The sequence below is a fragment of the Streptomyces sp. DSM 120436 genome, assembly GCF_055778765.1.
On sequence record NZ_JBSKBS010000001.1, the window covers coordinates 4,137,710 to 4,163,456 of the forward strand.

Consider the following 25,747-nt stretch of genomic DNA (forward strand, 5'->3'; position numbering starts at 1 on the left):
CCCGGGCGTGACGATTCCGGAGAGCATCCGGCAGCCACGTGACCTGAAGGCGCTGACCGAGGCGGAACTCGGCGGACTGTCGGATGAGATCAGGGAGTTCCTGGCGCACACGGTCGCCGGGACCGGGGGCCGCCTCGGACCCGGCCTCGGGGTGGCGGAACTCATGACCGCCCTGCACCGGGTCCTCGAGCCGTCGGCCGACCGCATCCTGGGGGACACCGGCCACCGGAGCTACGCGCACAAGAGCTACGCGCACGAGCTGTTGACCGGTCGTCAGGACGTCCCCGAGCCGCGCGGCGAGGGCGGCCTGTCCGGCTGCCCCTCCCGTGAGGAGCCCGAGCACGACGTCGTCGGCCCCACCCTGCCGCCGCCGGCCGCGGACCACCGGCCGGCGGCCGTCGTGGAGGACGACAGCCGCGCGGCCGGGGCCGGTTCGGCGGTGGCGCCGGTGCTGGGTGACGCGGAGGCCGACGTGCCGGTGCGGTGGTTCGGCACCCCGGAGCAGTTCCTCGCGCACGCCGAGCGCGGCGAGGTGCTCGCCGACACCGGACTCACGCCCGTCGCCGTCGCCGGACGGATCAGTGCGAGCCTCGCCGCCCCGGACGAACTCGCGAAACAGCCACTGGACGCACAGGAGCACCAGGTATGACCACCGCGGAGTCCGCGTCGGAGCCGTCACGGGCCGGGACGTTCGACCTCGGCGCGCTGCTGGCCGAGCGCGGGGCCGAGCGCTACGAGCTGCACAGCCGGTACCTCAACCCGCAGCTCCCGCGCATGCTGCACACCATCGGCTTCGACAGGGTCTACGAGCGCGCCGAGGGCGCCCACTTCTGGGACGCCGACGGCAACGACCACCTGGACATGCTCGCCGGGTTCGGGGTGATGGGGCTCGGCCGCCACCACCCCGTGGTCCGCAAGGCGCTGCACGACGTGCTGGACCTCTCCCTGGCCGACCTCACCCGCTTCGACTGCCAGCCGCTGCCGGGCCTGCTCGCGGAGAAGCTCCTCGCCCACAGTCCGCATCTGGACCGGGTGTTCTTCGGCAACAGCGGCACGGAGGCCGTGGAGGCAGCCCTGAAGTTCGCCCGCTACGCCACCGGCCGCCCCAGGGTGCTGTACTGCGAGCACGCCTTCCACGGGCTGACCGCCGGCGCCCTGTCGGTCAACGGCGAGGCCGGCTTCCGGGACGGGTTCGCCCCGCTGCTGCCCGACACGGCCGTACCGCTCGGCGACCTCGGCGCGCTGGAGCGGGAGCTGCGCAGGGGCGACGTGGCCGCGCTGATCGTGGAGCCGATCCAGGGCAAGGGCGTGCACGAGGCCCCGCCCGGCTGTCTGCGGGCCGCGCAGGAGCTGCTGCGCCGGCACAAGGCGCTGCTGATCGCCGACGAGGTGCAGACCGGACTCGGCCGCACCGGCGACTTCTACGCCTACCAGCACGAGGAGGGCGTCGAGCCGGACCTGGTGTGCGTGGCCAAGGCGCTGTCCGGCGGGTACGTGCCGGTGGGCGCGACGCTCGGCAGGGACTGGATCTTCAAGAAGGTCTTCTCGTCGATGGACCGGGTGCTGGTGCACTCCGCCAGCTTCGGTTCCAACGCGCAGGCCATGGCGGCGGGCCTCGCGGTGCTGTCGGTCATGGAGGACGAGCAGATCGTCGCGCACGTGCGCGCCGTCGGGGACCTGCTGCGGACCCGGCTGGCCGCGCTGACCGACCGCTACGAGCTGCTCGCCGACGTCCGCGGACGGGGCCTGATGATCGGCATCGAGTTCGGGCGGCCCCGCTCGCTGAGGCTGCGCTCGCGCTGGGCCATGCTGCAGGCGGCCCGCAAGGGACTCTTCGCGCAGATGGTGGTGGTGCCGCTGCTCCAGCGGCACCGTATCCTCACTCAGGTCTCCGGCGATCATCTGGAGGTGATCAAGCTGATCCCTCCGCTGATCATCGACGAGGGGGACGTGGACCGGTTCGTGGACGCCTTCACCGCGGTGATGGACGACGCCCACGAGGGCGGGCTCATCTGGGACTTCGGCAAGACCCTGGTGAAGCAGGCGGTCGCCCACCGGTGAGAATCCGGCGCGGTTTGCCTCAGAGGCAAGGAAATTGCCCCAGGGGTAAGTTCTGGTGCTCAATGGGGGCATGAGCTCCTCCGAGACCGAACCGCGGGCGGAGGCCGCCGAAGCGCTGCCCGCGGTCGCTCCGCAGCTGCGCGCCCTGCGCCGTCGGGCCTCCCTGACGCTGGAGGCCGCCGCCCGGCAGGCGGGTCTGTCGCCCGCCCACCTCTCCCGGCTGGAGACCGGACAGCGCCAGCCCTCGCTGCCGATGCTGCTCTCCCTGGCGCGGATCTACGGGACGACCGTCTCCGAGCTGCTCGGGGAGTCGGCCGCCGACCGGGACGCCGTGGTGCGCGCCGCCGACATGGAGCCCACGGAGGCGGGCGGCTGGTCGTACTGGCAGGCCGGCGCCGCCGGACGCGGCATGCAGGCCCTGCGGGTCCATGTGCCGCACGGCTCCCAGGGCGACATCGTGCGGGTCCACCCCGGCGAGGAGTGGCTGTACGTCCTCAAGGGGCGGCTGCTGCTGCGCCTCGGGGACACCCTGCACCGGCTGTCCCCGGGCGACAGCGCCCACTTCGACTCGCTCACCCCGCACCGCATCGCCGCGCAGGACGCCGACGGTGTCGAGCTGCTGTTCGTCCACACCCTGCTGCAGAGTCCCACGGCCGCCCTGTGCCTGGGCCCGACCCCTGGAGAGACACCGTGAGCGGCAAGGACATGGAGGAGAAGTTCCCCCGGGCCCTGTGGGTCCGTCTGTTCGTCTACGTCGTGGTCGGGCACGTCTTCGCGGCCTTCATCTACTTCCTCTTCGAGATCGCGCCGAAGAAGTAGCGGCCGGCCGGGCGACGGGAGCCGGCGTCAGTCGAGCAGGCGCTCGCGCAGCCGCTCCCGGAGGGCCGGCGTGAGACCGAGCCCCTGCTCCAGGTAGGCGTCCACGCCGCCCCAGGTCTCCTCGACGGTCTCGAAGGCCGCCGCCAGATACTCCTCGCGCGCGTCGAACAGCGGGCTGAGCAGCTCCATGACCTCGGGGGAGTAGGCGTCGGGGGAGCTGCCGCTGCGGCGCACCTTGTAGCGGCGGTGCTTGGCGTTGGACTTCAGGTAGTCCTCGACGATCGCGTCGCGCTCCACGCCCACGGCGAGCAGGGTGACCGCCACGGAGAGACCGGCGCGGTCCTTGCCGGCCGCGCAGTGCATCAGCGCGGGGACGCTGTCCTCGGCGAGCGCGCGCAGCACCTGGGAGTGCTCGGCGGTGCGCTCCTTGACGATCATGCGGTACGAGGTGATCATCCGGTCGGCGCCCTGGCCGTCGGCGAGGATCGCGCGGAGCTGGTCCAGGTCGCCGTCGCGCACCATCTTCCAGAACTCCGCGCCGTCGGCCGGGTCGCTCAGCGGCAGGTTGACGTTGCGCACGCCCGGCAGCTCCACGTCCGGCCCCTCCAGCTTCTGGTCGGCCGCGTTGCGGAAGTCGAACACGGTGTGCAGGCCGAGCGAGGAGAGGAAGACGGCGTCCTCCGCGGTGGCGTGGGCGAGGTGACCGCTGCGGAACAGCACACCGTGCCGCACCCGCCGGCCGTCCACCGTGGGCAGCCCGCCCACGTCGCGGAAGTTGCGCACCCCGGTCAGCTGGGGCTCGGTCGACGGGATCTCCTGCGTCACGGACGGCTCCTCCCACTCGGCGCCGTCGCCGCGGCTCGTCGACGGGCACCACTCGACGATACGACATACCTGCCTGGGGCAATGAGTTGTCCACAGGGTGACTGAGCGGGCCCCCGGTCGGCTGGTGACGTGCTGAGAAACGTCGCTTTTTATTCGATTTTGTGAGGCGTGTGACGGGTTGGTGTCACGGGAGACCGGAGGCTGCCATCGTGTCGGCTGCGGCGTCGGACTTCGGGTGATTGAGGCGTTCTGTCCGATTAGGCCGGTTAGGGGTAACTTGCTCCGATGGAGCGGGAATTGAGGATGGGGTGCGTGAGCATCGTCATACCGGTGACCGTGCGCTGTCGCCATGTCCACGTAATTCCCCTCCCTGGCAAGGGAATTCGCCCGTGTGCCGCTTCCGACATCAACGCACGGTGACGTCTTTTTCCCCTTTCGATCACGTAAAAAGCGGGTTCGCGGGAACCCGCGCTTGTTTCGCCCCGTCGGGGTCGCTTACGTTCCCAACCGATCCGGACGGACGCCTAATCCTGCCGCCGCCCGGAGCCCGCACACACTGACCCGACGTACGGCAGGAGCGGGGGACCCACAGGTACCACTGCCTGTTCCGGACCCCGGAAACAGGCTTGGGGTTAAGCCGCGCGGCAACGCGGCCGGACATCTCCAGTCCGCACCCGACAGCTCACCTCGTAGGCGCCGGAGAGGAATTCGTCATGCCCGCGAAGGGTAAGCACCGCCGTACCAAGGCTCAGCGTTTCACCCGCTCCATCGCCGTCGCCGGAACCGGTGGCGCCGCGCTCGCCCTGCCGTTCCTCGGCGCCACCGGCGCGCACGCCGCGACGCCGCAGTCGGCCCCCGAGAAGTCGGTCCAGTCGCTGTCCGTCACCGGCCAGCAGGCCAAGGCCGACAAGGGCGACGAGGCCCGCACGTACACCGTGAAGGCCGGCGACTACCTCGCCAAGATCGCCGAGGCGGAGCACGTCGACGGCGGCTGGAAGCAGCTCTACGCGGACAACCGCGAGGCCGTGGGTGACGACCCGTCGCTCATCCACCCGGGTCTGAAGCTCTCCGTCGACGGCAAGGCCGCCGCCAAGAGCACGCCCCGGCAGTCCACTTCGCCGCAGGCGCCGAAGTCCGCCGCTCCCAAGGCCGAGCAGCCCGCCGAGCAGCCTGCCGAGAAGCCCGCTCAGCAGCCCGCGCAGAAGTCGTCCGAGGAGTCCGCCTCCGACGGCGCCTCCACCCAGACCACCTCCGGCTACAGCTCGCCGGTGCCCGGCGGCGGCGTCGGCACCGCCTACAAGGTGGCCGGCAGCATGTGGTCCAGCGGCTACCACACCGGTGTCGACTTCAGCATCCCGACCGGCACCTCCCTGAAGGCCGTCGGCGCCGGCACCGTCGTCTCCGCCGGCTGGGGCGGCGCGTACGGCAACCAGGTCGTCATCAAGCTGAACGACGGCTACTACGCCCAGTACGCCCACCTGTCCTCGCTGTCCGTCTCGACGGGCCAGACGGTGAGCGCCGGCCAGCAGGTCGGTCTCTCCGGTGCGACCGGCAACGTGACCGGCCCGCACCTGCACTTCGAGATCCGCACCGGCCCGGACTACGGCTCGGACGTGGACCCGATCTCGTACCTCCGTTCCAAGGGCGTCTCCATCTGACCCCTCGCGGCACCCTTCCTGACACGCGCGCCGAAGGCCGGCCCCCGATCCACGGGGCCGGCCTTCGGCGTGTCCGGGCCCGGCCCGTACCTGTTCCGGGCTCGGTCAAACCCGGGAGTGGCTTATCTCACCGCCCGTCAACCCCTCCCTACGGTCGCGTAGGTCACATCGGAAGGTGAATCATGTGCGGCTGTGGCAGACGATTCGAAGAGTGACAAGGCAACAGTGATCGGGTCGTACGTGGCGGTGGGGGACAGCTTCACCGAGGGCGTCGGCGACCCCGGCCCCGACGGGGCGTTCGTCGGCTGGGCCGACCGGCTCGCCGTCCTGCTCGCCGACCGCAGGCCCGAGGGCGACTTCCAGTACGTCAATCTCGCGGTGCGCGGCAAGCTGCTGGACCAGATCGTGGCCGACCAGGTCCCGCGGGCCGTCGAACTCGCCCCCGACCTGGTCTCGTTCTGCGCGGGCGGCAACGACATCCTGCGTCCGGGCACCGACCCGGACGAGGTCGCCGAGCGCTTCGAGAAGGCCGTCGCCCGGCTCGCCGCGGCGGCCGGCACGGTCCTGGTGACCACCGGGTTCGACACCCGTGGCGTCCCGCTGCTCAAGCACCTGCGCGGCAAGATCGCCACGTACAACGGGCACGTGCGGGCCGTCGCCGACCGGTACGGCTGCCCGGTGCTCGACCTGTGGTCGCTGCGCAGCGTGCAGGACCGCAGAGCCTGGGACGCCGACCGGCTGCACCTCTCGCCCGAGGGGCACACCCGCGTCGCGCTGCGCGCGGGCATGTCCCTCGGCCTGAAGGTGCCCGCCGACCCGGAGCAGCCGTGGCCGCCGCTCCCGCCGCGCGGCACCCTGGAGATCCGCCGGGACGACGTCCACTGGGCCCGCGAGTACCTGGTGCCGTGGATCGGCCGCCGTCTGCGCGGCGAGTCCTCCGGCGACCACGTCACGGCGAAGGGGCCGCTGTCCCCGGACGACATCCGCTCGTGGATCGCGGCGGTCGCATGACGACAGGGGCGGGTCCGGAGCCCTGGCCCGGACCCGCCCCTGCGGGCTCTTCCACAACCCGCACCCGCTGTCGGAGCCGCCGCACATAATGGAATCTCCGATCGATTCCCTGTGGAGGTACCGTGGCCGCTTCTTCCGCCCCCGGGCCGGGGCTGAGCGCCCTGCGGCCGCCGGCCTTCGGTGCGGAGCCGACAGGTGAGCGCCTGGCGCGGATCCGCAGGTCCCCGCACTTCGCGAACGGCGTGTTCCGGAACCCGGGCGGCCCGGCCCGTGTGCGCCCCTCCGGGTCGGGCCGGGACATGGCCAGGCTGTACCTGGACAAGGACGCCCGCTCCCGCCGCGCCCCGCGGGCCGGGATCCCGGTGCATCCCACCACCCTCGCCGACCTGGCCCGCCCGCCCGCGACCGGGCTGCGCCTGACGTGGACGGGGCACTCCGGTGTGCTCGCGGAGATCGACGGGCAGCGGGTGCTGTTCGACCCCGTGTGGGCAGAGCGCTGCTCGCCCTTCCCCTTCGCCGGACCGAAGCGGCTGCACCCCGTTCCGCTGCCGCTGTCCGCGCTCGGCCCGGTGGACGTCGTGGTGATCTCCCACGACCACTACGACCACCTGGACATGCCGACGATCAGAGAGCTGGCCGGCACGGACACCGTGTTCGCCGTGCCGCTCGGGGTGGGCGCGCACCTGGAGCGCTGGGGCGTCCCCGCGGAGCGGCTGCGCGAGCTGGACTGGCAGGAGTCGACGCGGGTCGGCGGGCTCACCCTGACCGCGACCCCGGCCCGGCACTTCTGCGGGCGGGGCCTGCGCAACACCCAGCACACCCTGTGGGCCTCCTGGACGGTCGCCGGTGAGCGGCACCGCATTTACCACAGCGGCGACACCGGCTACTTCGACGGCTTCCGCGACATCGGCGCGGCCCACGGCCCGTTCGACGCGACGATGATCCAGGTCGGCGCCTATTCCGAGTTCTGGCCGGACATCCACATGACGCCCGAGGAGGGCGTGCGCGCGCACCTCGACCTCCAGGGCGGGGAGCCGGGCGGCGTGCTGCTGCCGATCCACTGGGGGACGTTCAACCTGGCGCCGCATCCGTGGGCGGAGCCGGGGGAGTGGATGAAGGACGCCGCCGAGGAGGCCGGCCAGGCGGTGGCGTTCCCCCGGCCGGGAGAGCCGTTCGAACCGGCGGGGAGGCTGCCGGTGGAGGCGTGGTGGCGGGCGGTGTCCGGTCCGATCGCCCGTCCGTGGCGGCGTTCCCGGATCGCTGAGGGTGTGGCCGGGACGAGCGAAGGGCGTCTCGGCCTCGCCGGTGAGCGGTGACGTCGGCCGGGGACGAGGCGGGCCGGTGGTTGCCCTTCGCCAGGGCCGTGCCCCTGGCGAAGGGCAACCACACAACCCGGAACGGATCACTCAGGGGCCGGCCGGGTCCGGTGCGTGCGTTCTCGGTGTTCTCCCAGGCCGAGAGGTGACACCGCCTCAGATGGTCGGGGTGTCGTCGACGACCGGCTTGTGAATTTCGACGACCGGCTTCCACCCCGTGGAGAACTCGATGAAGTCCGCGCGGGTGGGGTAGGTGTCGATCGCCCGACGGTCGCGCTTGGGGTTGTCGCTCCCCTTGCGTCCCCGGGGGATCTGCTCCTCGTAGATGTCGACCTTCACGTCGGGGACCTCCTTGAGGCCCTGGCGCCAGATCTGCACGACGTCGGCGCCGAACGCCTGCCGGACGGCAGCGTAAAGGGCCGTGAGGGACCCCTTGTCCCCACCGGGGACGAAAAGAGCCAGGTCCAGCACGACACCGGCGGACTGGAGGACCTCGATGGTCGCCGAGCCGTTCTCGTCGGCCAAGTAGATTCCGGCTTCGTTCTCGTCGTCGGGAAGACAGGTGACCTCTTCCTGGAACACGGTTCTCGCCGTGATCGAGCCGCCCTCGAAATTCTCGCCGGGCTTGGTCAGAAAAGCAGGGACATAGCAGTCGGGAAGTTTGAGCGCTGCGGTGTCGGCGGAAACGAAGATCTTGTCCTTCACGCCGAGCTTCGTCACCTCTTCCAGTGAGAGGCGGCGAGCGGCGATCTTCTCCGTGTTCACGATTTCCCTTTCAGGTTGCACTGCCCCTTCGGGCGAGGACGCTATCACGAAACCCTGAGGTCAACTGCCCAGTGATTGTTGGGTACATGGCCTCTGACGGCCTGCGCAGGGGGATATTGGAGCGAGTGCCACTCGGTCGGGAACACGCATCCGCCGGGCAGTATCCCTCGTCATGGTGTGGGTGATCAACTGGGGATTGCATTCCGGTGCGTTGGGTGGCACGGAGGAACCAAAAGAGGGTTTCCGGTAGATACCGCCCACATCGCCTTCGGGGGCGGCGAGGTGAGACGATCCATTCGTCGTGCACCTCGAAGAGCGCAGCGGAAACCAGCCGGGCGGCCCGGCGCACGCCCAGTTCCTGCTCGCGGGTGACCGCTGGCCCGGCGGGCACGACACGAGCGACGGGCGGGCCGGAGATCTCCCTCCGGCCCGCCCGTCGCTCGCCCCACCCGCGCTCAGGGAGTGGCCGTGACCGGCTTCGGGCCGGTCCCCGCCGCCGCTGCCTCCGCCGCGAGGCGGCGGCGCCGGGTGGCGGGTCCGAACACCGCCAGGACCACCGCACCCAGCGTCCAGGTGCCCGCGATGACCATGAAGACCGCCTGGTAGCCGATGCCGTTGTAGACACCGGCGATCATCAGCGGCCCCACCGCGTTCGACAGCCGCCCCAGACCGTAGGCGATGCTCGTGCCCAGCGAGCGGCCCTCGGTGCCGTACAGCTCGGGGGCGTACGCGTACGCCAGGGCCGTGTAACCGCGCTCGAACAGGTTGACCAGGAAGCCGAAGACGACGATCAGCACCGGGGTGAAGGTCAGCCCGTAGAGCAGGCCTGAACCGGCGATGACCAGGCCGAACACCACCAGGCACCACTTGCGTTCGAAACGGTCGGTGACCATCGCCGCGAGGAAGGAGCCGAGCGGCGCGCCCACGGTCGTCAGCGCGACGTAGAAGATCGAGTCCTCGACGCTGACGCCCTCGGCGGCCAGCAGGGTCGGCGCCCAGCTGGAGTAGCCGAAGAAACCGATGGTCTGGGTGATCCACAGGACCGACAGCAGAATCGTCGGGTACAGGAACTTCTTGTCCTTCAGCATGGTCAGGCCCGGCTTGACCGCCGGCCCCTTGGGCTTCGGCTGCTGCGGCTCGGGCAGCGGGCCGTGCTCGGCCGTCGCACCGGCTTCGATGCGGGCCAGCACCGCCTCCGCCTCCTCGTGCCGGCCGCGCGTCTCCAGCCACTGCGGGGACTCCTCGAGCCGCCGCACGAAGAACAGGAACAGCGCCCCCAGCGACCCCCAGAGGTAGACCAGCCGCCAGGACCAGTCGGACATCGGCACCACCGCGGAGGCGATCAGGTTGGTGACGGGCGTGCCGCAGATGCCGATGACGATGGCGTACGCCTGGAACTTGCCGCGCTTGGCGCTGGGGAACAGCTCGCTGATGTAGACGACGGCGACGACGGTCATCGCGGACAGACCCGCCGAGGTCAGCACGCGGAACGCGCCGAGGGACCAGATGTCCCAGGCGAACACGCAGGCGAACGACCACACCGTGAACCACAGGGTGGTCAGGGTCAGGGTGCGTTTGCGCCCCAGCCGGTCGGCCAGCCCGCCGGCCACGACGGCGCCGATGAACATGCCCACGAAGGACAGGGAGGTGACGTAGGCGACGGTGTCGACGTCGGCGCCCCACTGCTCGCGTACCACCGGCGCCGTGATGGCGAAGGTGTTGATGTCCGCGAACTCGAAGAAGTAGGCGAACGCCACCGCGAGGATGGTCCGCTTGTGGAACTTCGTGATCGGCAGCCGGTCGATCCGGTTCGCCGCGTTGGTGGTGCGGATGTGCTGCACTGCACGCTCCAGGGAAGGGGAGGACCCGTCTCACCGGGCCGGGGGGTGACGACGTCAGCGGGCCTCTTCGGGCCAGTACAGACGCAGGGGGTTGTCGACGAGCAGCGCCCGCCGGCGCTCGGGGGTGGTCGCGATGCGCGGGATGTGGTCGACCAGCAGACCGTCGTCGGGCATGTGGTCCTTCAGGTTCGGGTGCGGCCAGTCGGTGCCCCACAGCACCCGGTCGGTGAACTCCTCGACGACCTTGCGCGCGAACGGCACCACGTCCCGGTAGGCGTGCCGCTCCCCGTCGAGCGCGGGCGGTCCGCAGACCGTGAGCCGCTCGGGGCAGGACACCTTCACCCACACGTCGTTCGCCGCCACGAACCGCAGGAAGCGCGCGAACTCCGGCCCGTCCGGGCTGCGGGTGACGTCCGGGCGGCCCATGTGGTCGATGACCAGCGGCACCGGCAGGGAGGCGAAGAAGGACTCCAGGTCCGGCAGGTCCGCCGCCTCGAAGTACAGGACGACGTGCCAGCCCAGTGGCGCCACCCGGCGGGCCACCGCCTCCAGCGCCTCGCGCGGCGCCGCGTCCACCAGGCGCCGGACGAAGTTGAAGCGCACCCCGCGCACTCCGGCGTCGTGCAGCCGGCGCAGCTCCGCGTCGGTGACGTCCGGGCGGACCGTCGCCACGCCGCGGGCGCGTCCGCCGGCCGTGCGCAGGGCGTCCACCAGGGCGCTGTTGTCCGCGCCGTGGCAGGTGGCCTGCACGATCACGTTGCGGTCCACGCCCAGGTGGTCGCGCAGCGCGAACAGGTCGTGCTTGGAGGCGTCGACCGGGGTGTACTTCCGCTCCGGGGCGAAGGGGAACTCGGCGGCGGGGCCGAAGACGTGGCAGTGGGCGTCCACCGATCCCGGCGGCAGGACGAACGAGGGCTTGCTCGGCCCGCGGTACCAGTCGAGCCAGCCGGGGGTGACCGCGGTGTCGTGGTCGGTCATCGTGCTCCTCGGATCTCAGTCGACGTAGGTGAGGCCGAGCTCGGCCAGCGGTTCGCGCATGCCGTACATGTCCAGGCCCAGCTCGCCGGCCCGGAACCGCTCCCGCTTGCCCTCCTCGGCCGCCTCGCGCCGTGCGGACGCCTCGGCGACCTCGGCGGCCCGGGCGGCCGGGACGACCACCACGCCGTCGGCGTCGGCGACGATCACGTCACCCGGGTTGACCAGGGCGTTCGCCACGACGACGGGGACGTTGACCGACCCCAGGGTGGCCTTGACGGTGCCCTTGGCGCTGACCGCCCGGGAGAAGACGGGGAAGTCCATCCCGCGCAGGTCGTCCACGTCGCGGCAGCCGCCGTCGATCACCAGGCCCCGGGCGCCACGGGCGCGCAGCGACGTGGCGAGCAGCTCCCCGAAGAAGCCGTCCTCGCTCTCGGTCGTACAGCCGGCGACCACGACGTCGCCCTCGCGCACCTGCTCGGCGGCGACGTGCAGCATCCAGTTGTCGCCGGGCTGCAGCAGCACGGTGACCGCGGTCCCGCACAGCCGCGCGCCCTCGTACACCGGCCGTATGTAGGGGCGCATCAGGCCGAGGCGGCCCATCGCCTCGTGCACGGTCGCGACCCCGAACCGTGACAGGGCCTCGACCGCGGCCGGGTCGGCGCGGTCGACGGTCCGGTGGACGACTCCGAGCTGGTGCATGGTGCGTTGCTCCTTGCTTTCGGGGGCTTCCGGCCCCGCGGGGGACGGGCGGGGTCAGCGGCCCTGGGCGGTCAGACGGGCGTCGAGGCGGGGGTAGACCCGCCGGGCGTTGTGCTCCTCGACGGCGGCCAGGTCCTCGGGGGGCAGGCCCGCCTTCTCGACGTAGCGGCGGGTGTCGTCGAAGTGGTGGCCGGTGCGCGGGTCGATGCCGCGCACCGCGCCGACCATCTCGGAGGCGAAGAGGACATTCTCCACGGGCATCACCTCGAGCAGCAGGTCGATGCCGGGCTGGTGGTAGACACAGGTGTCGAAGAACACGTTGCGCAGCAGCGACTCCTCCGGCTCGGGACGGCCGAGCGCCTGCGCCAGCCCCCGGAAGCGGCCCCAGTGGTACGGCACGGCGCCGCCGCCGTGCGGGATCACCAGCCGCAGGTCCGGGAAGTCGGCGAACAGGTCGCCGGAGAGCAGCTGCATGAACGCGGTGGTGTCGGCGTTGAGGTAGTGCGCCCCGGTGGTGTGGAAGGCCGGGTTGCAGCTGGTGGAGACGTGCACCATGGCCGGCACGTCCAGCTCGACGAGCTTCTCCCACACCGGGTACCAGGACCGGTCGGTCAGCGGGGGAGCGGTCCAGTGGCCGCCGCTCGGATCCGGGTTGAGGTTGACGGTGACCGCGCCCAGCTCCAGCACCGCCCGCTCGATCTCCGGGACCACGGTCGCCGGGTCCACGCCGGGGGACTGCGGCAGCATCGCGCCGGGGACGAAGCGGTCCGGGTACAGCTCGGACACGCGGTGGCACAGGTCGTTGCAGATGCGCGCCCAGGCGGCGGACGTGGCGAAGCCGCCGATGTGGTGCGCCATGAACGAGGCGCGCGGGGAGAAGACGGTGACGTCGATGCCGCGCTCGTCCATCAGCCGGAGCTGGTTGGCCTCGATCGTCTCGCGGATCTCGTCGTCGGTGATCACCGGCCCCTCCGGGGCGGGTGCCCGCAGCGGGTCGGTGAGCGCGGCCACCTGCGCGTCACGCCACTGCCCGAGCGGGGCCGGGGCGGTGGTGTAGTGACCGTGGATGTCGATGATCACGAGTGCTTCTCCTGACGGGTGGGAGCGGGGTCCCAGACGGAACGGGGGACGAGCAGGTCGCCGGCCATGAGCAGGCGGGCGGTGCGCAGCAGCGCGGAGCGGGCCACCCGCTGCGGGTCGGCGGGGTCGAGGCCCAGGGTGACGCTGAACTCGCCGGAGGGGTGCTCCACGGAGACGGTGGGCTCCGTGCCGGAGACCCCGGCCGCCACGTCCCGGGCGACGGTGCCCTCGATGACGCAGGCGGTGGCCGCGGTGACGGCGGCCAGCACGCCGATGGACTGGTGGCAGACCCGGGGGATGAGGCTGCGGGTGCTGAGGGTGCCGCCGTGCCGGGGCGGTGCGACCAGGGTCATCTTCGGGTGGTTCCGCCCGCTGACGTCACCCAGGCCCATCACCTCCCCGCACACCAGGCGCAGCGCCTCCACACGGGCCTTGAGCGCCTCGTCGGCGTCGATCCCGGCCGGGGACTCGTAGCCGGTCGCGCCCAGCCGGGCGGCCTCGACGATCACCAGCGGCTGGCCGTTGTCGATCAGCGTGACGTCCACGGCGCCGACCCCCGGCACCTGCACGGTGTCCCGTGCGCGCCCGGTGGGCAGGAGGGCCCCCGCGACGGAACCGGCGGTGTCCAGGAAGCCGATCTCGACCGGGGCGGCGGTGCCGGGGACGCCGTCGATGCGCGCGGCGCCGTCGTAGGCGACGTGGCGTGCCCCCGTGGCGTCGGCCGGGGTGGCGACGGTGATCTCGGCGACCATGCCGGTGTTGCGGGTCAGCACCCGGGCCGTCGTGCGGTCGCCGGTGGGCACGACCATGCCGGTCTCGACGGCGAAGGGCAGCACGGCGGCGAGCATGTTGCCGCAGTTGGCCGACGTGTCGACGGTGTCCCCGTCGGGCTGCACCTGGGCGAAGGTCCACTCCACGTCGACACCGGGCTCGGTGCCCGGTCGCACCAGGCCGATCTTGCTGGTGAGAGGGTGCGCGCCGCCGACGCCGTCGATCTGCCGCGGGTCGGGCGAGCCCATCGCCGCCAGCAGGACGGCGTCCCGCGGGCCGGGGGCGGCGGGCAGCAGTCGCGCGTCGAAGAAGGGTCCGCGCGAGGTGCCTCCCCGCATGAACAGGCACGGGATCGCGGTCTGGGAGCCGCGGCGGGCGACCTCGGGGGCCCGGACGGCTGCGACGGCGGACATGGTCGCTCCTTCGGTGGACGGGTGTGAGGCGGCGGACGGGTGTGACGCGGCGGACGAGCGTGCCGCGACGGACGGATGCGGCGCGACGGGACGCGACGCGGTGATCGGTGCGAATATGCGAGGAAGCTAAATCATCAACGAGATTGTTGACAAGATGTTCCGAAGAAATCGTTAACCTGAGCCGGTCCGGGTGGGGTCGTCCCCGTACCGCGCATTAGGGTTCTCCCAGCGAGAGCCGTCGGGGACGGGCGGCGGAGGACGAGGGAAGAGGTCGACGGAGTGACGGACAAGCTGACGGGTGCCGCCGGCCGCGAGTACGTGGCGAACACCATCCGGCAGGCCCTGCGCTCCGGGGACCTGGTGCCCGGCCAGCGGCTCGTCGAGCTCGACCTCGCCGAGGCCTACGGGACCACGCGCGGCGCCGTCCGTGAGGCGCTGCAGGACCTCGCGGCCGAGGACCTCGTCGAGATCGTCCCCCGCCGCGGCGCCCGCATCCGCGCGGTGTCCGTCGCCGAGGCCGTGCAGATCACCGAGTGCCGGTCGGCGCTGGAGCAGCTGTGCGCGCGGAAGGCGGCCGGCCGGGCGAGCGAGGAGCAGCGCGCGGAGCTGCGGCGGATCGGCGCCGACATGCGGCAGGCCGTCGCGGACGGCGCCTGGGAGGCGTACTCCGCCCTCAACCAGCGGCTGCACGAGCTGGTCATCGAGGCCAGCGGGCAGGAGGTCGCCCGTCGGCAGCTCGAGCGGCTGAACGGGCCGATGGTCCGCTTCCAGTTCCGGCTCGCCCTGCGCCCGGGGCGCCCCGTGCAGTCCCTGCCGCAGCACCTGGCGATCATCGACGCGGTGGCCGGCGCCGACCCGGACGCGGCGGCGCGGGCGGTGGCGGCGCACCTGGACGACGTGATCGAACAACTGCGGGCGTCGGCCGCGCAGACGCCCGCGCCCCGCGTCTGAGGGGCGCCCGCTCCCGCCTTTCGCTACTCAGGGTGATGTTTTGGCCGAAGGGGGCGGTCCGCCTTCGGGCCGTCCCCGTGACCGCTGATGTCCTGGGGGCGCACCCTGTCCGATCCGCGCTCCCTTTCACGCTTCCGTGCCCTGCATGCTCCCCTGACCGCTTCTGACCAGCGTTGACTGCTCCGCGATCGTCCCTGTCGCATCCGGTCGAACGGTTATCGGTCTGTCGTACGACACCTCATACCAGAGCGCGATGCTGTCCGCACGAGTTTGTCAACTGCCCACCGCACATGATGCGCTGGCGACTACGGTGAGTGTCGGTCGCCCGGCGTGACGTCTCGCGACGGCTCATGCCGCAGGACGTCTCGCGCCGGGGGGCGCGTCGTAGGGGACGTAGGAATCGGGATCAGGGAGCGGGGACCGGCACGTGCAGCCACAAGGCGGACGAGGGAGCCGACGGGGCGAGGGGCCCCGCCGCTCGGGACCGGCCGGCGCCACGGTCGTGGCCCGCGCGCCCGGGAGCGGCGCGGCCCCCGAGGCTCCCGGAACCGGCCCCGGCGCACGTCGCGACGGCACCGCGGCCCGGCCGGAGCGGCGCGAGGGGGGACGGCACGGACGTCCGCCGGCCCGCCCCGCGCCCGGTCCGCCCGAGTCGCCCCTACGGTCCCAGCTCCTCCGTCTCGCCGTGCTGCCGCCCGTCGCGGTGGCGCTGAGCGCCTGCGCCGCCGTGCTGTTCACCGTCCGCTCCAGCGGGGTGCGGCCGACCGGGGCGCTGTGGGCGGTGCTCGGCGGCGCCACCGCCGTGGCACTCGCCGGCATCGTCATCGCCGCCGTGGCCGCCGAGCGCGCGGCCCGCTCCGTGCACGACCGTGTGGGCGCTCTGCGACGCGGCACCGCACGGCGCGAGGCCGACCTGCACGTGCTCGTCGAGGCGCTGCGCACCGGCGAGCCGCCGCCCCCGCGCGGCCGGCGCACCGAACCGGCCGGCGACGGCGACGAGTTCGACCAGCTCGCGGCCGACCTCGCCCGCGCCCACGACGGCGCCGTCACCGCCGTGGTGCGGGCGGCGCAGCTCTCCAGCCAGGCCGGCAGCGAACAGAAGCTCGAGGTGTTCGTCAACCTCGCCCGGCGACTGCAGTCCCTCGTCCACCGCGAGATCTCCCTCCTCGACGAGCTGGAGAACGAGATGGAGGACCCCGACCTGCTCAAGGGGCTCTTCCACGTCGACCACCTCGCCACCCGCATCCGCCGCCACGCGGAGAACCTCGCCGTGCTCGGCGGGGCCGTCTCCCGCCGGCAGTGGAGCAACCCGGTGCCCATGACCGAGGTGCTGCGCTCGGCGATCGCCGAGGTCGAGCAGTACTCGCGGGTCAAGCTCGTGCCGCCGGTCGACGGCACCCTGCGCGGGCACGCGGTCGCCGACGTCATCCACCTGCTCGCCGAACTCGTCGAGAACGCCACGGTGTTCTCCGCCCCGCACACCCAGGTGCTGCTGCGGGCCAGCCTCGTCACCTCCGGACTGGCCGTCGAGGTCGAGGACCGCGGCCTCGGGATGCCCGTCGGCGAGCAGGACCGGATGAACGCGCTGCTCGCCGACCCCGACCAGGTGCACGTCGCCAGCCTGCTGGCCGACGGCCGGATCGGCCTGTTCGTGGTCTCCCAGCTCGCCCGGCGGCACGGCATCCACGTCCGGCTGCAGACCAACATCTACGGCGGTGTGCAGGCCGTGCTGGTGGTCCCGCAGTCCCTGCTCGGCGGCGGACCGGCCGCCGTGACGGGGGCGTCCGGGGCGGACGCCGTACTGCCGCCGGCGGACACCGGCGAGATTCCGACGGCCCGTCACGCGCCCGCCCCGGTGGACACCCACGCGGACGCCCCGGCTCCGGCGGACACGGTGACGCACGCCCCCGCAGCCGGGACCGTCCCGGCCGGAAACCCCCCTGCCCCCACCCCCGCGCCGCCCCTCATCCCGGCCGCCCGCCCCGACGACGGCGCCGTACCCCCGCCGCTGCCCCTGCGCGGCGCCCGTACCGCACGCCCCACTCCCGCCGAGGCCGTGCCCGGCGTCCACCAGGACGGGCACGCCGGGCACGCCGGGCACAACGGGTACGACGAGTACGACGGCGCCGGGGACCCGGGACCCGCCCCGCTCGTGCCCCGCGCCACCCCGGTGCGCGGCACGATGAGCAAACCGCGACTGCCCCGCCGCCGCGCCCAGGAACACATCGCGCCGCAGCTGCGCGACGGGCCCGCGCCCCGGCAGGACGGCGAGCACGTCGCCGGCCACGACCCCCAGCTGATGGCGGCCTTCCAACGGGGCATCAGCCTCGCGGAGTCCCGGCCGGAGCCCCCCGCGCCCGCGCGGCCGGCCGTGCCCGCGCCCCGCACCGACCACACCGCCCGGCACGACGGGAGCGCGTCCGCCGGATGACCACCCCCACCCCCAGCGCTCCCGCAGACCTTCGTACCCCAAGGAGTCGATCCACCATGGCGAGCGATGCGCCGACCGCCCAGGTTTCCGACCTCGACTGGCTGATGAGCGGCCTCGTGCAACGGGTACCGCACACCCGGAGCGCCGTCCTGCTGTCCTGCGACGGACTGGTGAAGTCCGTCCACGGCCTCGACCCGGACGCCGCCGACCACATGGCCGCCCTCGCCTCCGGCCTGTACTCCCTCGGCCGCAGCGCCGGCGTCCGCTTCGGCGACGGCGGCGAGGTCCGGCAGGTCGTCGTCGAACTCGACTCGACCCTGCTGTTCGTCACCACCGCCGGGTCCGGCACCTGCCTCGCGGTGACGGCCGGCCGGGAGGCCGACGCGGCGGTGCTCGGCTACGAGATGGCGATGCTGGTCAAGTCCGTCCGGCCGTACCTGATGACCGCCCCCCGGCAGCAGGGTGCCGAGCCCCCGGCGATGAGGCCTTGAGCGTGCGGACGGCCGGTGACGGGCCGTGGCTCGACGACGCGGCCGGCCGACTGGTGCGCCCCTTCACGGTCAGCGACGGCCGGACCCGGCCGACCGTCGCCCTCGACCTCATGTCGCAGGTGCGGACCACCGGCGTCACCCCGCTCGGCTACCTCGGCCCCGAGCACGCGCAGGCCCTCGACCTGTGCCGCGCCCCCGTCCCGGTCGCCGAGGTCGCCGCCCACCTCGGGCTGCCGGTGGCCGTCACCAAGGTGCTGCTGGCGGACCTCGTCGACTGCGGGGCGCTGACCGACAAACCCCCCGCGTTCCACCACCACCCCACGGACCGGGCCCTTCTGGAGGCAGTGCTCGATGGACTACGACGACAGCTCTGACCGGGCCGGCGGCGCCGGGCACGGCGACGACCTGTTCCCGACCGCCCTCAAGATCCTGGTGGCGGGCGGGTTCGGGGTGGGCAAGACCACCTTCGTCGGCGCGGTCAGCGAGATCGCGCCGCTCAGCACGGAGGAACTGCTGACCACCGTCAGCGCCGCCACCGACCGGCTCGACGGCATCGAGAACAAGGTGGAGACCACCGTGGCCATGGACTTCGGCCGCCTCACCCTCGACGCCGCACACGTGCTGTACCTGTTCGGCACGCCCGGCCAGGAACGCTTCTGGTTCATGTGGGACGAGCTGTGCGAGGGCGCGCTCGGCGCGGTGATCCTCGCCGACACCCGGCGCCTGGAGGAGTGCTTCGCCGCGGTCGACTTCTTCGAGCAGCGGGGCCTCGGATTCATCGTGGCCGTCAACGAGTTCGACGGCGCGCACCGCTACGCCCCCGAGGAGGTGAGGGCCGCCCTCGACCTCCCCGAGGAGGTGCCCGTCGTCCCCTGCGACGCCCGGATCTCCAGCTCCGGCGTGCAGACCCTGCTCACCCTCGTCCGCCACCTCATCGCGCACGCCCCCGCCACACCCACGGGGCACGGCGCCCCCATGTGACCCCCGCACCCCTCACGGAGCCCCTCCATGAACGTCGCCCACGCCCCGGGAGCCCGCCCATGAGCTACGACCCGCCCCGCCCGGCCGGTCGGCTGCTGCTCACCCCGGAGGACCGGCAGGCGCCGGAGCGCGCCCGCAGGCTGCGCCGGCTGGGACTGGGGGAGCACCCCGATCCCGAACTCGACGCCTTCGCCCGCGGCCTCGCCGAGTTCACCGGGGCGCCCTACGCCGTGGTCAACCTCCCCGGCGAGCACGGGCAGTTCTTCGCGGGCCTGCACACCCCGGGCGTCCCCCCGGCCCTCCGCGGCGACGGCACCGGCGCCCTGCTGGGCCGGGCTCTCCCCCGCGACCACGGCTTCTGCCCGCACGTGATCGCCCGCGGCAGGGCGCTGGTGCTGGAGGACGTCAACGACTACCCGCGGTTCGCGGGCAACGCGGTGGTGGACGAGTTCGGCGTCCGCTCCTACATGGGGGCGCCGCTCACCGACGGCACCGGCATGGTGCTCGGCACCGTGGCGGTCAGCGACGTCCGGCCCCGCGGCTGGGGACAGCCCGGCCTCGCCGCCATCAAGGCACAGGCCGCGGAACTCGTCACCCGGCTGGAGCGCCGCGAGAGCGACGGCCTGCTGTGAAGCGAGGGGCGCGCCCGCGCCCGGACGGGTGACGCGTGAAGCAAAGCTGTGGCCGCGCTTAAGAAATCCTCGATGGACCGGCGAGGGTGTCGTACGGCAGATTGCAGTGCGATTCCACTCCTCTTCCCGGACCGGGCCGCTTCGGCGTGCCCGGACCCGGGACTCACCCTCAGGAGCCGTAGCGTTGAAGGCGCTGGTCAAGGAGAAGGCGGAGCCCGGGCTGTGGCTCATGGACGTCCCGGAGCCCGCCGTCGGACCCGGCGACGTGCTGATCAAGGTGCTGCGCACCGGTATCTGCGGCACCGACCTGCACATCCGGAACTGGGACGGCTGGGCGCGGCAGACCATCGACACCCCGCTGGTCCTCGGGCACGAGTTCGTCGGCGAGGTCGTGGAGACCGGCCGGGACGTCCCCGACGACATCAAGCCCGGCGACCGGGTCAGCGGCGAGGGCCACCTGGTCTGCGGCAAGTGCCGCAACTGCCTGGCCGGCCGCCGCCACCTGTGCCGCGCCACCGTCGGCCTCGGCGTGGGCCGCGACGGCGCGTTCGCCGAGTACGTCGTGCTCCCCGCCACCAACGTGTGGGTGCACCGCGTCCCCGTCGACCTCGACGTCGCCGCGATCTTCGACCCGTTCGGCAACGCCGTGCACACCGCGCTGTCCTTCCCGCTCGTCGGCGAGGACGTCCTGATCACCGGCGCCGGACCCATCGGCCTGATGGCCGCCGCGGTGGCCCGGCACGCCGGCGCGCGCAACGTCGTCGTCACCGACGTCAGCGAGGAGCGCCTGGAGCTCGCCCGCAAGATCGGCGCGACGCTGGCACTGAACGTGGCCGAGTCGACGATCGCCGACGGACAGCACGCCCTCGGCCTGCGCGAGGGCTTCGACATCGGCCTGGAGATGTCCGGCCGCCCCGAGGCGATGCGCGACATGATCGCCAACATGACGCACGGCGGCCGCATCGCCATGCTGGGCCTGCCCGCCGAGGAGTTCCCGGTCGACTGGGCCCGCGTCGTCACCTCGATGATCACCATCAAGGGCATCTACGGCCGCGAGATGTTCGAGACCTGGTACGCCATGTCGGTGCTGCTGGAGGGCGGGCTCGACCTCGCCCCCGTGATCACCGGCCGCTACGCCCACCGCGACTTCGAGGCCGCCTTCGAGGACGCCGCCGGCGGCAAGGGCGGCAAGGTCATCCTCGACTGGACCGCGTAACCCATCTGCCTTCTCAGGAGCCCCGTCATGTTCGACACCGTGCGCGACGACCTGCGCGCCACCCTCGACGAGATCCGCGCCGCCGGCCTGCACAAGCCGGAGCGCGTCATCGGCACCCCGCAGTCCGCGACCGTGAACGTCACCGCCGGCGGCCGCCCCGGCGAGGTCCTCAACTTCTGCGCCAACAACTACCTGGGCCTCGCCGACCACCCCGAGGTGATCGCCGCCGCCCACCAGGCCCTGGACCGCTGGGGCTACGGCATGGCGTCCGTCCGCTTCATCTGCGGCACCCAGGAGGTGCACAAGGAGCTTGAGGCGCGGCTGTCGGCGTTCCTCGGCCAGGAGGACACGATCCTCTACTCCTCCTGCTTCGACGCCAACGGCGGAGTGTTCGAGACGCTGCTCGGCCCGGAGGACGCGGTCGTCTCCGACGCGCTGAACCACGCGTCGATCATCGACGGCATCCGGCTGTCCAAGGCGCGCCGCTTCCGCTACGCCAACCGCGACATGGCGGACCTGGAGCGCCGGCTGAAGGAGGCCGCCGAGGGCGGCGCCCGCCGCACGCTGATCGTCACCGACGGCGTCTTCTCCATGGACGGCTACGTCGCCCCGCTCGACGAGATCTGCGACCTCGCCGACCAGTACGGCGCCATGGTCATGGTCGACGACTCGCACGCCGTCGGCTTCGTCGGCCCCGGCGGCCGGGGCACGCCCGAACTGCACGGGGTGATGGACCGCGTCGACATCATCACCGGCACGCTCGGCAAGGCCCTCGGCGGCGCCTCCGGCGGCTACGTGGCCGCCCGCGCGGAGATCGTCGCCCTGCTGCGCCAGCGCTCGCGTCCGTACCTGTTCTCCAACACGCTCGCCCCGGTGATCGCCGCCGCCTCGCTGAAGGTCCTCGACCTGCTGGAGTCGGCGGACGACCTGCGCGTCCGGCTGGCCGAGAACACCGCCCTGTTCCGCCGCCGGATGACCGAGGAGGGCTTCGACATCCTCCCCGGCGACCACGCCATCGCCCCGGTGATGATCGGCGACGCCGCCCGCGCCGGACGCATGGCGGAGCTGCTGCTGGAGCGCGGCGTGTACGTGATCGGCTTCTCCTACCCGGTGGTGCCGCAGGGCCAGGCCCGCATCCGCGTCCAGCTCTCGGCGGCGCACTCCACGGACGACGTGAACCGCGCCGTGGACGCCTTCGTCGCGGCCCGTGCGGAGCTCGACGGCTGAGCGTCGCGCTCCGCTCCGTTTGAGACAATCGATCCCATGATCGAAGCGCGGCGGCTCCACATCCTCCGTGCGGTGGCGGACCACCGCACGGTCACCGCGGCGGCCGCCGCGCTGTACCTCACCCCCTCGGCCGTCTCCCAGCAGCTCACCGCGCTGGAGCAGGAGACCGGCCACCGCCTGGTCGAGCGCGGCGCCAAGGGCGTACGGCTGACCCCGGCCGGGGAGATCCTGCTCGGCCACACCCACGCGGTCCTCGCCCAGCTGGAGCGGGCCGAGGCCGAGCTGGCCGCGTACGGGGCGGGGGAGGCCGGCACCGTCACGGTGGCCGCCTTCGCCACCGGCATCGCGCAGGTCGTCGTGCCCGCGGTGACCCGTCTCGCCCGGTCCGCGCCCGGCATCCGCATCCGGGTGCGGGACGCCGAGGGCGACGCCAGCCTGCCGATGGTCCTGGACCGGCAGGTCGACGTCGCCGTGGCGGTCGAGTACCGCGGGGCGCCGTCCGCCGACGACCCGCGCCTCACCCACGTCCCGCTGTACGCCGAGCCCTTCGACGCGGTCGTCCCCGTCACCCACCGGCTGGCCGACGGTCCCGAGGTGCCGCTCGCGGAGCTGGCCAAGGACCCCTGGATCGGCCCGTACCCCGGCAACCCGTGCCATGACGTGGTCGTGTTGGCCTGCGAGAACGCCGGGTTCCAGCCCCGTCTCGAACACTCCTCGGACGACTTCCGCGCGGTCGTCGCCCTCGCCTCGGCCGACGTGGGCGTGGCCCTGGTGCCCCGGTCGGCGCTGCGCGGCATGGACCTCACGGGTGTGGTGGTGCGTCCGGTCGACGGGGTGGCGCCCACGCGCCGGGTGTTCGCCGCCGTGCGCCGGGGTGCGGAGGGGCACCCGTTGATCCGCCCGGTGCTCGACGCGCTGCGCGCGGCCGCCGAGGACGCCTGAGCGCCCCTTCCGAGACGTTCATATCCGGGATATCGTCCCGGATATGAAACATGAGGAACGGGCCGCCCCCGATCCCGTCGATGTGCGCCTCGGCGCCCGGCTGGCCGAGCTACGAGCCGAACACGGCTGGTCCCTGGGGGAGTTGGCGGAACGCAGCGGAGTCAGCCGGTCCACGCTGTCCCGGGCCGAGCGGGCCGATACCAGCCCCACCGCCTCCCTGCTCAACCGCCTCTGCGCCGTCTACGGCCGCACCATGTCCCAGCTGCTCAGTGAGATCGAGGCGGAGCCCGCGCCCGTGGTGCGCGCCGCCGGCCAGCCGGTGTGGCAGGACAGGGCCTCCGGCTTCGTCCGCCGCTCCGTGTCCCCGCCGCACGCGGGACTGCGCGGCGAACTCGTCGAGGGACGCCTGACCGCCGGCGCGGACATCCCCTACGACCGGCCGCCCGTCCCCGGCCTGGAACAGCACATCTGGGTGCTCGAAGGCGCCCTCGCCGTCACCGACGGGGACACCGAGCACCGCCTCGGCGAGGGCGACTGCCTCCGCCTGCGCGTGTGGGGCCCCACCCGCTTCCGCTGCCCCGGCCCCGAGGACGTCCGGTACGTAGTGGCGGTGGTGCGGCCGTGATCGTCGAACGCCCCGACGCCGCCCGGCTGCTGGGCATGACCGACGCGTTGGCCGAGCTGCTGGCCGACACCGTGGACGGGGGCGCGTCCGTCGGCTTCCTCGCCCCGCTCGGCCGCGCGGCCGCGACCGCCTGGTGGACGGAGCGGTGCGCGTCCGTCGCCGCCGGCCGGCTCACGGTGTGGACGGCGTACGAGGAACCCGGCCGGGTGCTGGGCACGGTGAGCCTCGCCCTGCCCGCCGACAAGCCCAACGGCGGGCACCGGGCGGAGCTGGTGAAGCTGATGGTGCACCGCACGGCCCGCGGGAAGGGACTCGGCCGCCGGCTGCTGGCGGTCGCGGAGGAGGCGGCGGCCGCGGACGGCATCACCCTGCTGCACCTGGACACCGAGACCGGCAGCCCGGCCGAGCGGCTGTACCGCACGTCCGGCTGGACCGAGGTGGGGACGATCCCGGACTACGCGGCGGACCCGGGCGGGGTGCTGCGGCCCACGACGCTCTACTGCAAGCGGCTGTCGTCGCCTCCCCCCGGGTGATTGTCGGTGGCGGCCGCTACCGTGCCTGCCATGCCGGATGCCGAAGACGTACGACGGATCGCCCTGTCCCTGCCGGAGACGACGGAGAAGACCGCCTGGAGCATGCCCACGTTCCGGGTCGCCGGGAAGATGTTCGCCACCGTGCCGGAGGACGAGACGTCCATAGCCGTGCGCTGCCCGAAGGAGGAGCGGGACGAACTGGCCCTCGCCGAGCCGGAGAAGTTCTGGATCGCCGGCCATGAGGCGCAGTTCGCCTGGGTGAGGGTCCGGCTGGCGGCGCTGGAGGACGAGGGCGAGCTGCGCGACATCCTGGCCGACTCCTGGCGGCAGGCGGCGCCGTCCCGGCTGCTCGAGGCGCACCCCCGGCTGGGGCTGCCGCCGGAGGGCTGACGGCTTCGGGGCCGTGCGGCCCCATCCGGTTGTCAGTGCCCCGTGGCACCATCCCGGTCATGCGTGGCCGCCGGGTCCGGAGGGGGGTCCCGGCGGCCGCACCGCGCGTGTCCCGTGCCCGAGCGGCGGGTCAGACGCCGACGGGCACGCCCCCGGCGGTGAACCGGGTGATCCGTGCGCGCAGCGACCGCGCGTCCAGGCCGTGCGCCGCGAGGTGCTCGTCGAACCGCCCGTAACGCCGCAGCTCCCCCCGGCCCACGCCGAGCCCCAGCACCCGGTGCGGCACGTCGGCCAGCGCGTCGTTCGCCGCGCCCGTCGAGGTGCCCGCCAGATACGGCTCCACCAGTACGACGTCCGTCCCCGCCGTCGCGGTGGCCCGGCGCAGCGCGGCCGCGTCGAAGGGGCGGACCGTGGTGGCGTACAGCACGGTGACGTCCAAGCCCGCCGTCGCCGCGAGCACGGGGTCCAGCATCGGCCCCACCGCGACCACCACTCCCGCGCGGCCCTCCCGGACGGTGAGGAAGTGCCGCCCGTCCACGGGCCGGCCGGCCGCGTTCGACTGCAGCGACAGCCGTACGTACACCTTGTCGTCACCGGCGGCCACCGCGCGCCGCAGCAGCGTCTCGGCCTCGTCCGGATGACCCGGCACGTGCACGGTCCAGCCGTCCAGGGTGTCGAGCAGCGCCACGTCGCCCGGCGCCATGTGGGTGTAGCCGCCGGCGGGCCAGTCGAAGGACGCGGCGGCGCTCACCAGCACCGCGCCCACGCCCTGGTGCCCGAGATCCAGCTTGACCTGCTCGAACGGCCGCTCCACCAGGAAGCTGGCGAAGGTGTGCACCACGGGCCGCAGCCCGGTCAGCGCCATGCCGGACGCCGCGCCGACCAGCAGCTGTTCCCGGATGCCGACGTTGACCACCCGGTCCGGGTGGCGGCGCAGCGCCTCGCCGAAGCGGTCCACGCCGACCTCCGCGAGGACCACGGCGACCCGCGGGTCCTCGTCCAGCAGCCGGGTGACGACAGGGGCGAAACGATCACGCATGCTGTCCACGGGGATCGTCCTTTCGTTGCGTGAGGTGACGGGAACGGGGTCG

27 protein-coding genes and 1 riboswitch are annotated in these 25,747 nt (G+C 72.9%); of the genes, 19 read left to right on the plus strand and 8 right to left on the minus strand.

Going from position 1 to position 25,747, the window contains the following annotated elements; translation table 11 throughout:
• Positions 1-7: 7 nt before the first annotated feature.
• The 4 genes from ACWH4W_RS18345 to ACWH4W_RS18360 all read left to right on the plus strand — a co-directional run bounded on the left by ACWH4W_RS18345 (position 8) and on the right by ACWH4W_RS18360 (position 2,880).
• The gene (locus ACWH4W_RS18345; RefSeq protein WP_473076798.1) at positions 8-649 is read left to right on the plus strand and encodes a 1-deoxy-D-xylulose-5-phosphate synthase N-terminal domain-containing protein; all 642 of its coding nucleotides are present in this window, start codon (positions 8-10) and stop codon (positions 647-649) included.
• A complete protein-coding gene (locus ACWH4W_RS18350) occupies positions 646-2,061 on the plus strand; it encodes an aspartate aminotransferase family protein (protein ID WP_473076799.1) in 1,416 nt (471 codons plus the stop codon). The genes ACWH4W_RS18345 and ACWH4W_RS18350 overlap by 4 nt, the downstream gene beginning before the upstream one ends.
• A gap of 70 nt (positions 2,062-2,131) precedes the next feature.
• A complete protein-coding gene (locus tag ACWH4W_RS18355; protein ID WP_473076800.1) occupies positions 2,132-2,755 on the plus strand; it encodes a helix-turn-helix domain-containing protein in 624 nt (207 codons plus the stop codon).
• Positions 2,752-2,880: a DUF6126 family protein gene (locus ACWH4W_RS18360; protein ID WP_473076801.1), complete on the plus strand. Its 129-nt coding sequence runs from the start codon at positions 2,752-2,754 to the stop codon at positions 2,878-2,880. The genes ACWH4W_RS18355 and ACWH4W_RS18360 overlap by 4 nt, the downstream gene beginning before the upstream one ends.
• 27 nt (positions 2,881-2,907) lie before the next feature.
• Here the strand turns inward: ACWH4W_RS18360 and ACWH4W_RS18365 are convergent, their stop codons facing one another.
• Positions 2,908-3,705, minus strand: coding sequence for a tyrosine-protein phosphatase (locus ACWH4W_RS18365; RefSeq protein WP_473076802.1), 798 nt, complete (start codon positions 3,703-3,705; stop codon positions 2,908-2,910).
• 544 nt (positions 3,706-4,249) lie between these two features.
• Positions 4,250-4,414: riboswitch (cyclic di-AMP (ydaO/yuaA leader) on the plus strand.
• 4 nt (positions 4,415-4,418) lie between these two features.
• Between ACWH4W_RS18365 and ACWH4W_RS18370 the strand changes: the two genes are divergently transcribed.
• The 3 genes from ACWH4W_RS18370 (at position 4,419) to ACWH4W_RS18380 (ending at position 7,690) form a co-directional block, all read left to right on the plus strand.
• Positions 4,419-5,363, plus strand: a complete 945-nt coding sequence (locus tag ACWH4W_RS18370; protein ID WP_473076803.1) for a M23 family metallopeptidase — start codon at positions 4,419-4,421, stop codon at positions 5,361-5,363.
• A gap of 225 nt (positions 5,364-5,588) precedes the next feature.
• The gene (locus tag ACWH4W_RS18375) at positions 5,589-6,374 is read left to right on the plus strand and encodes an SGNH/GDSL hydrolase family protein (RefSeq protein ID WP_290009576.1); all 786 of its coding nucleotides are present in this window, start codon (positions 5,589-5,591) and stop codon (positions 6,372-6,374) included.
• Positions 6,375-6,496: 122 nt separating this feature from the next.
• Positions 6,497-7,690 (plus strand): MBL fold metallo-hydrolase, encoded by a 1,194-nt coding sequence (locus ACWH4W_RS18380; protein ID WP_473076804.1) that lies wholly within the window; start codon positions 6,497-6,499, stop codon positions 7,688-7,690.
• A gap of 156 nt (positions 7,691-7,846) precedes the next feature.
• Here ACWH4W_RS18380 and ACWH4W_RS18385 read toward each other — a convergent pair whose 3' ends face one another.
• The 6 genes from ACWH4W_RS18385 to ACWH4W_RS18410 all read right to left on the minus strand — a co-directional run bounded on the left by ACWH4W_RS18385 (position 7,847) and on the right by ACWH4W_RS18410 (position 14,237).
• Positions 7,847-8,455 carry a hypothetical protein gene (locus tag ACWH4W_RS18385; RefSeq protein WP_473076805.1) on the minus strand — a complete coding sequence of 203 codons (609 nt, stop codon included), beginning with the start codon at positions 8,453-8,455 and terminating at the stop codon, positions 7,847-7,849.
• A gap of 455 nt (positions 8,456-8,910) precedes the next feature.
• The gene (locus tag ACWH4W_RS18390) at positions 8,911-10,296 is read right to left on the minus strand and encodes an MFS transporter (protein WP_473076806.1); all 1,386 of its coding nucleotides are present in this window, start codon (positions 10,294-10,296) and stop codon (positions 8,911-8,913) included.
• Between the two features lie 54 nt (positions 10,297-10,350).
• Positions 10,351-11,274, minus strand: coding sequence for an amidohydrolase family protein (locus ACWH4W_RS18395; protein WP_473076807.1), 924 nt, complete (start codon positions 11,272-11,274; stop codon positions 10,351-10,353).
• 15 nt (positions 11,275-11,289) lie between these two features.
• Positions 11,290-11,973, minus strand: a complete 684-nt coding sequence (gene ligK / locus ACWH4W_RS18400; protein ID WP_473076808.1) for a 4-carboxy-4-hydroxy-2-oxoadipate aldolase/oxaloacetate decarboxylase — start codon at positions 11,971-11,973, stop codon at positions 11,290-11,292.
• Between the two features lie 54 nt (positions 11,974-12,027).
• A complete protein-coding gene (locus ACWH4W_RS18405) occupies positions 12,028-13,053 on the minus strand; it encodes an amidohydrolase family protein (RefSeq protein ID WP_473076809.1) in 1,026 nt (341 codons plus the stop codon).
• Positions 13,050-14,237 (minus strand): 4-oxalomesaconate tautomerase, encoded by a 1,188-nt coding sequence (locus tag ACWH4W_RS18410; RefSeq protein ID WP_473076810.1) that lies wholly within the window; start codon positions 14,235-14,237, stop codon positions 13,050-13,052. Before ACWH4W_RS18410 ends, ACWH4W_RS18405 begins: the two co-directional genes overlap by 4 nt.
• A gap of 279 nt (positions 14,238-14,516) precedes the next feature.
• On the opposite strand from ACWH4W_RS18410, the gene ACWH4W_RS18415 reads away from it, so the two are divergent.
• The 12 genes from ACWH4W_RS18415 to ACWH4W_RS18470 all read left to right on the plus strand — a co-directional run bounded on the left by ACWH4W_RS18415 (position 14,517) and on the right by ACWH4W_RS18470 (position 24,656).
• Entirely contained in the window at positions 14,517-15,188 is a 672-nt protein-coding gene (locus ACWH4W_RS18415; RefSeq protein ID WP_473076811.1) for a GntR family transcriptional regulator, read from the plus strand.
• Between the two features lie 502 nt (positions 15,189-15,690).
• Entirely contained in the window at positions 15,691-17,619 is a 1,929-nt protein-coding gene (locus tag ACWH4W_RS18420; protein ID WP_473076812.1) for a sensor histidine kinase, read from the plus strand.
• A gap of 56 nt (positions 17,620-17,675) precedes the next feature.
• Positions 17,676-18,110, plus strand: a complete 435-nt coding sequence (locus tag ACWH4W_RS18425) for a roadblock/LC7 domain-containing protein (protein ID WP_473076813.1) — start codon at positions 17,676-17,678, stop codon at positions 18,108-18,110.
• A gap of 2 nt (positions 18,111-18,112) precedes the next feature.
• Entirely contained in the window at positions 18,113-18,484 is a 372-nt protein-coding gene (locus ACWH4W_RS18430) for a DUF742 domain-containing protein (protein WP_416756727.1), read from the plus strand.
• On the plus strand, positions 18,462-19,091 hold the full coding sequence (locus ACWH4W_RS18435) for a GTP-binding protein (protein ID WP_416753775.1): 630 nt from the start codon (positions 18,462-18,464) through the stop codon (positions 19,089-19,091). The genes ACWH4W_RS18430 and ACWH4W_RS18435 overlap by 23 nt, the downstream gene beginning before the upstream one ends.
• Positions 19,092-19,150: 59 nt before the next feature.
• Complete coding sequence (locus tag ACWH4W_RS18440) at positions 19,151-19,723, plus strand: GAF domain-containing protein (RefSeq protein WP_473076814.1); 573 nt, start codon at positions 19,151-19,153, stop codon at positions 19,721-19,723.
• Between the two features lie 184 nt (positions 19,724-19,907).
• Positions 19,908-20,939, plus strand: a complete 1,032-nt coding sequence (gene tdh, locus ACWH4W_RS18445) for an L-threonine 3-dehydrogenase (RefSeq protein ID WP_416753771.1) — start codon at positions 19,908-19,910, stop codon at positions 20,937-20,939.
• Between the two features lie 27 nt (positions 20,940-20,966).
• On the plus strand, positions 20,967-22,166 hold the full coding sequence (locus ACWH4W_RS18450) for a glycine C-acetyltransferase (RefSeq protein WP_106411339.1): 1,200 nt from the start codon (positions 20,967-20,969) through the stop codon (positions 22,164-22,166).
• A gap of 36 nt (positions 22,167-22,202) precedes the next feature.
• Positions 22,203-23,108, plus strand: coding sequence for a LysR family transcriptional regulator (locus tag ACWH4W_RS18455; protein ID WP_473076815.1), 906 nt, complete (start codon positions 22,203-22,205; stop codon positions 23,106-23,108).
• Positions 23,109-23,151: 43 nt separating this feature from the next.
• Positions 23,152-23,733, plus strand: coding sequence for a helix-turn-helix domain-containing protein (locus ACWH4W_RS18460; RefSeq protein WP_473076816.1), 582 nt, complete (start codon positions 23,152-23,154; stop codon positions 23,731-23,733).
• Positions 23,730-24,266 carry a GNAT family N-acetyltransferase gene (locus ACWH4W_RS18465; RefSeq protein ID WP_473076817.1) on the plus strand — a complete coding sequence of 179 codons (537 nt, stop codon included), beginning with the start codon at positions 23,730-23,732 and terminating at the stop codon, positions 24,264-24,266. The genes ACWH4W_RS18460 and ACWH4W_RS18465 overlap by 4 nt, the downstream gene beginning before the upstream one ends.
• 30 nt (positions 24,267-24,296) lie before the next feature.
• The gene (locus ACWH4W_RS18470; RefSeq protein WP_473076818.1) at positions 24,297-24,656 is read left to right on the plus strand and encodes an MmcQ/YjbR family DNA-binding protein; all 360 of its coding nucleotides are present in this window, start codon (positions 24,297-24,299) and stop codon (positions 24,654-24,656) included.
• Positions 24,657-24,786: 130 nt separating this feature from the next.
• On the opposite strand, the gene ACWH4W_RS18475 is transcribed toward ACWH4W_RS18470, so the two are convergent.
• On the minus strand, positions 24,787-25,704 hold the full coding sequence (locus ACWH4W_RS18475) for a transketolase family protein (RefSeq protein ID WP_473076819.1): 918 nt from the start codon (positions 25,702-25,704) through the stop codon (positions 24,787-24,789).
• Positions 25,705-25,747 lie beyond the last annotated feature (43 nt).

Bases quoted from the DNA above. Each gene is read 5' to 3' on its own strand.
- ACWH4W_RS18350 (WP_473076799.1), top strand. From the start codon at position 646: ATGACCACCGCGGAGTCCGCGTCGGAGCCGTCACGGGCCGGGACGTTC.
- ACWH4W_RS18355 (WP_473076800.1), top strand. From the start codon at position 2,132: ATGAGCTCCTCCGAGACCGAACCGCGGGCGGAGGCCGCCGAAGCGCTG.
- ACWH4W_RS18370 (WP_473076803.1), top strand. From the start codon at position 4,419: ATGCCCGCGAAGGGTAAGCACCGCCGTACCAAGGCTCAGCGTTTCACC.
- ACWH4W_RS18395 (WP_473076807.1), bottom strand. From the start codon at position 11,274: ATGACCGACCACGACACCGCGGTCACCCCCGGCTGGCTCGACTGGTAC.
- ligK (WP_473076808.1), bottom strand. From the start codon at position 11,973: ATGCACCAGCTCGGAGTCGTCCACCGGACCGTCGACCGCGCCGACCCG.
- ACWH4W_RS18410 (WP_473076810.1), bottom strand. From the start codon at position 14,237: ATGTCCGCCGTCGCAGCCGTCCGGGCCCCCGAGGTCGCCCGCCGCGGC.
- ACWH4W_RS18425 (WP_473076813.1), top strand. From the start codon at position 17,676: ATGGCGAGCGATGCGCCGACCGCCCAGGTTTCCGACCTCGACTGGCTG.
- ACWH4W_RS18435 (WP_416753775.1), top strand. From the start codon at position 18,462: ATGGACTACGACGACAGCTCTGACCGGGCCGGCGGCGCCGGGCACGGC.
- ACWH4W_RS18440 (WP_473076814.1), top strand. From the start codon at position 19,151: ATGAGCTACGACCCGCCCCGCCCGGCCGGTCGGCTGCTGCTCACCCCG.
- ACWH4W_RS18450 (WP_106411339.1), top strand. From the start codon at position 20,967: ATGTTCGACACCGTGCGCGACGACCTGCGCGCCACCCTCGACGAGATC.
- ACWH4W_RS18455 (WP_473076815.1), top strand. From the start codon at position 22,203: ATGATCGAAGCGCGGCGGCTCCACATCCTCCGTGCGGTGGCGGACCAC.
- ACWH4W_RS18460 (WP_473076816.1), top strand. From the start codon at position 23,152: ATGAAACATGAGGAACGGGCCGCCCCCGATCCCGTCGATGTGCGCCTC.
- ACWH4W_RS18470 (WP_473076818.1), top strand. From the start codon at position 24,297: ATGCCGGATGCCGAAGACGTACGACGGATCGCCCTGTCCCTGCCGGAG.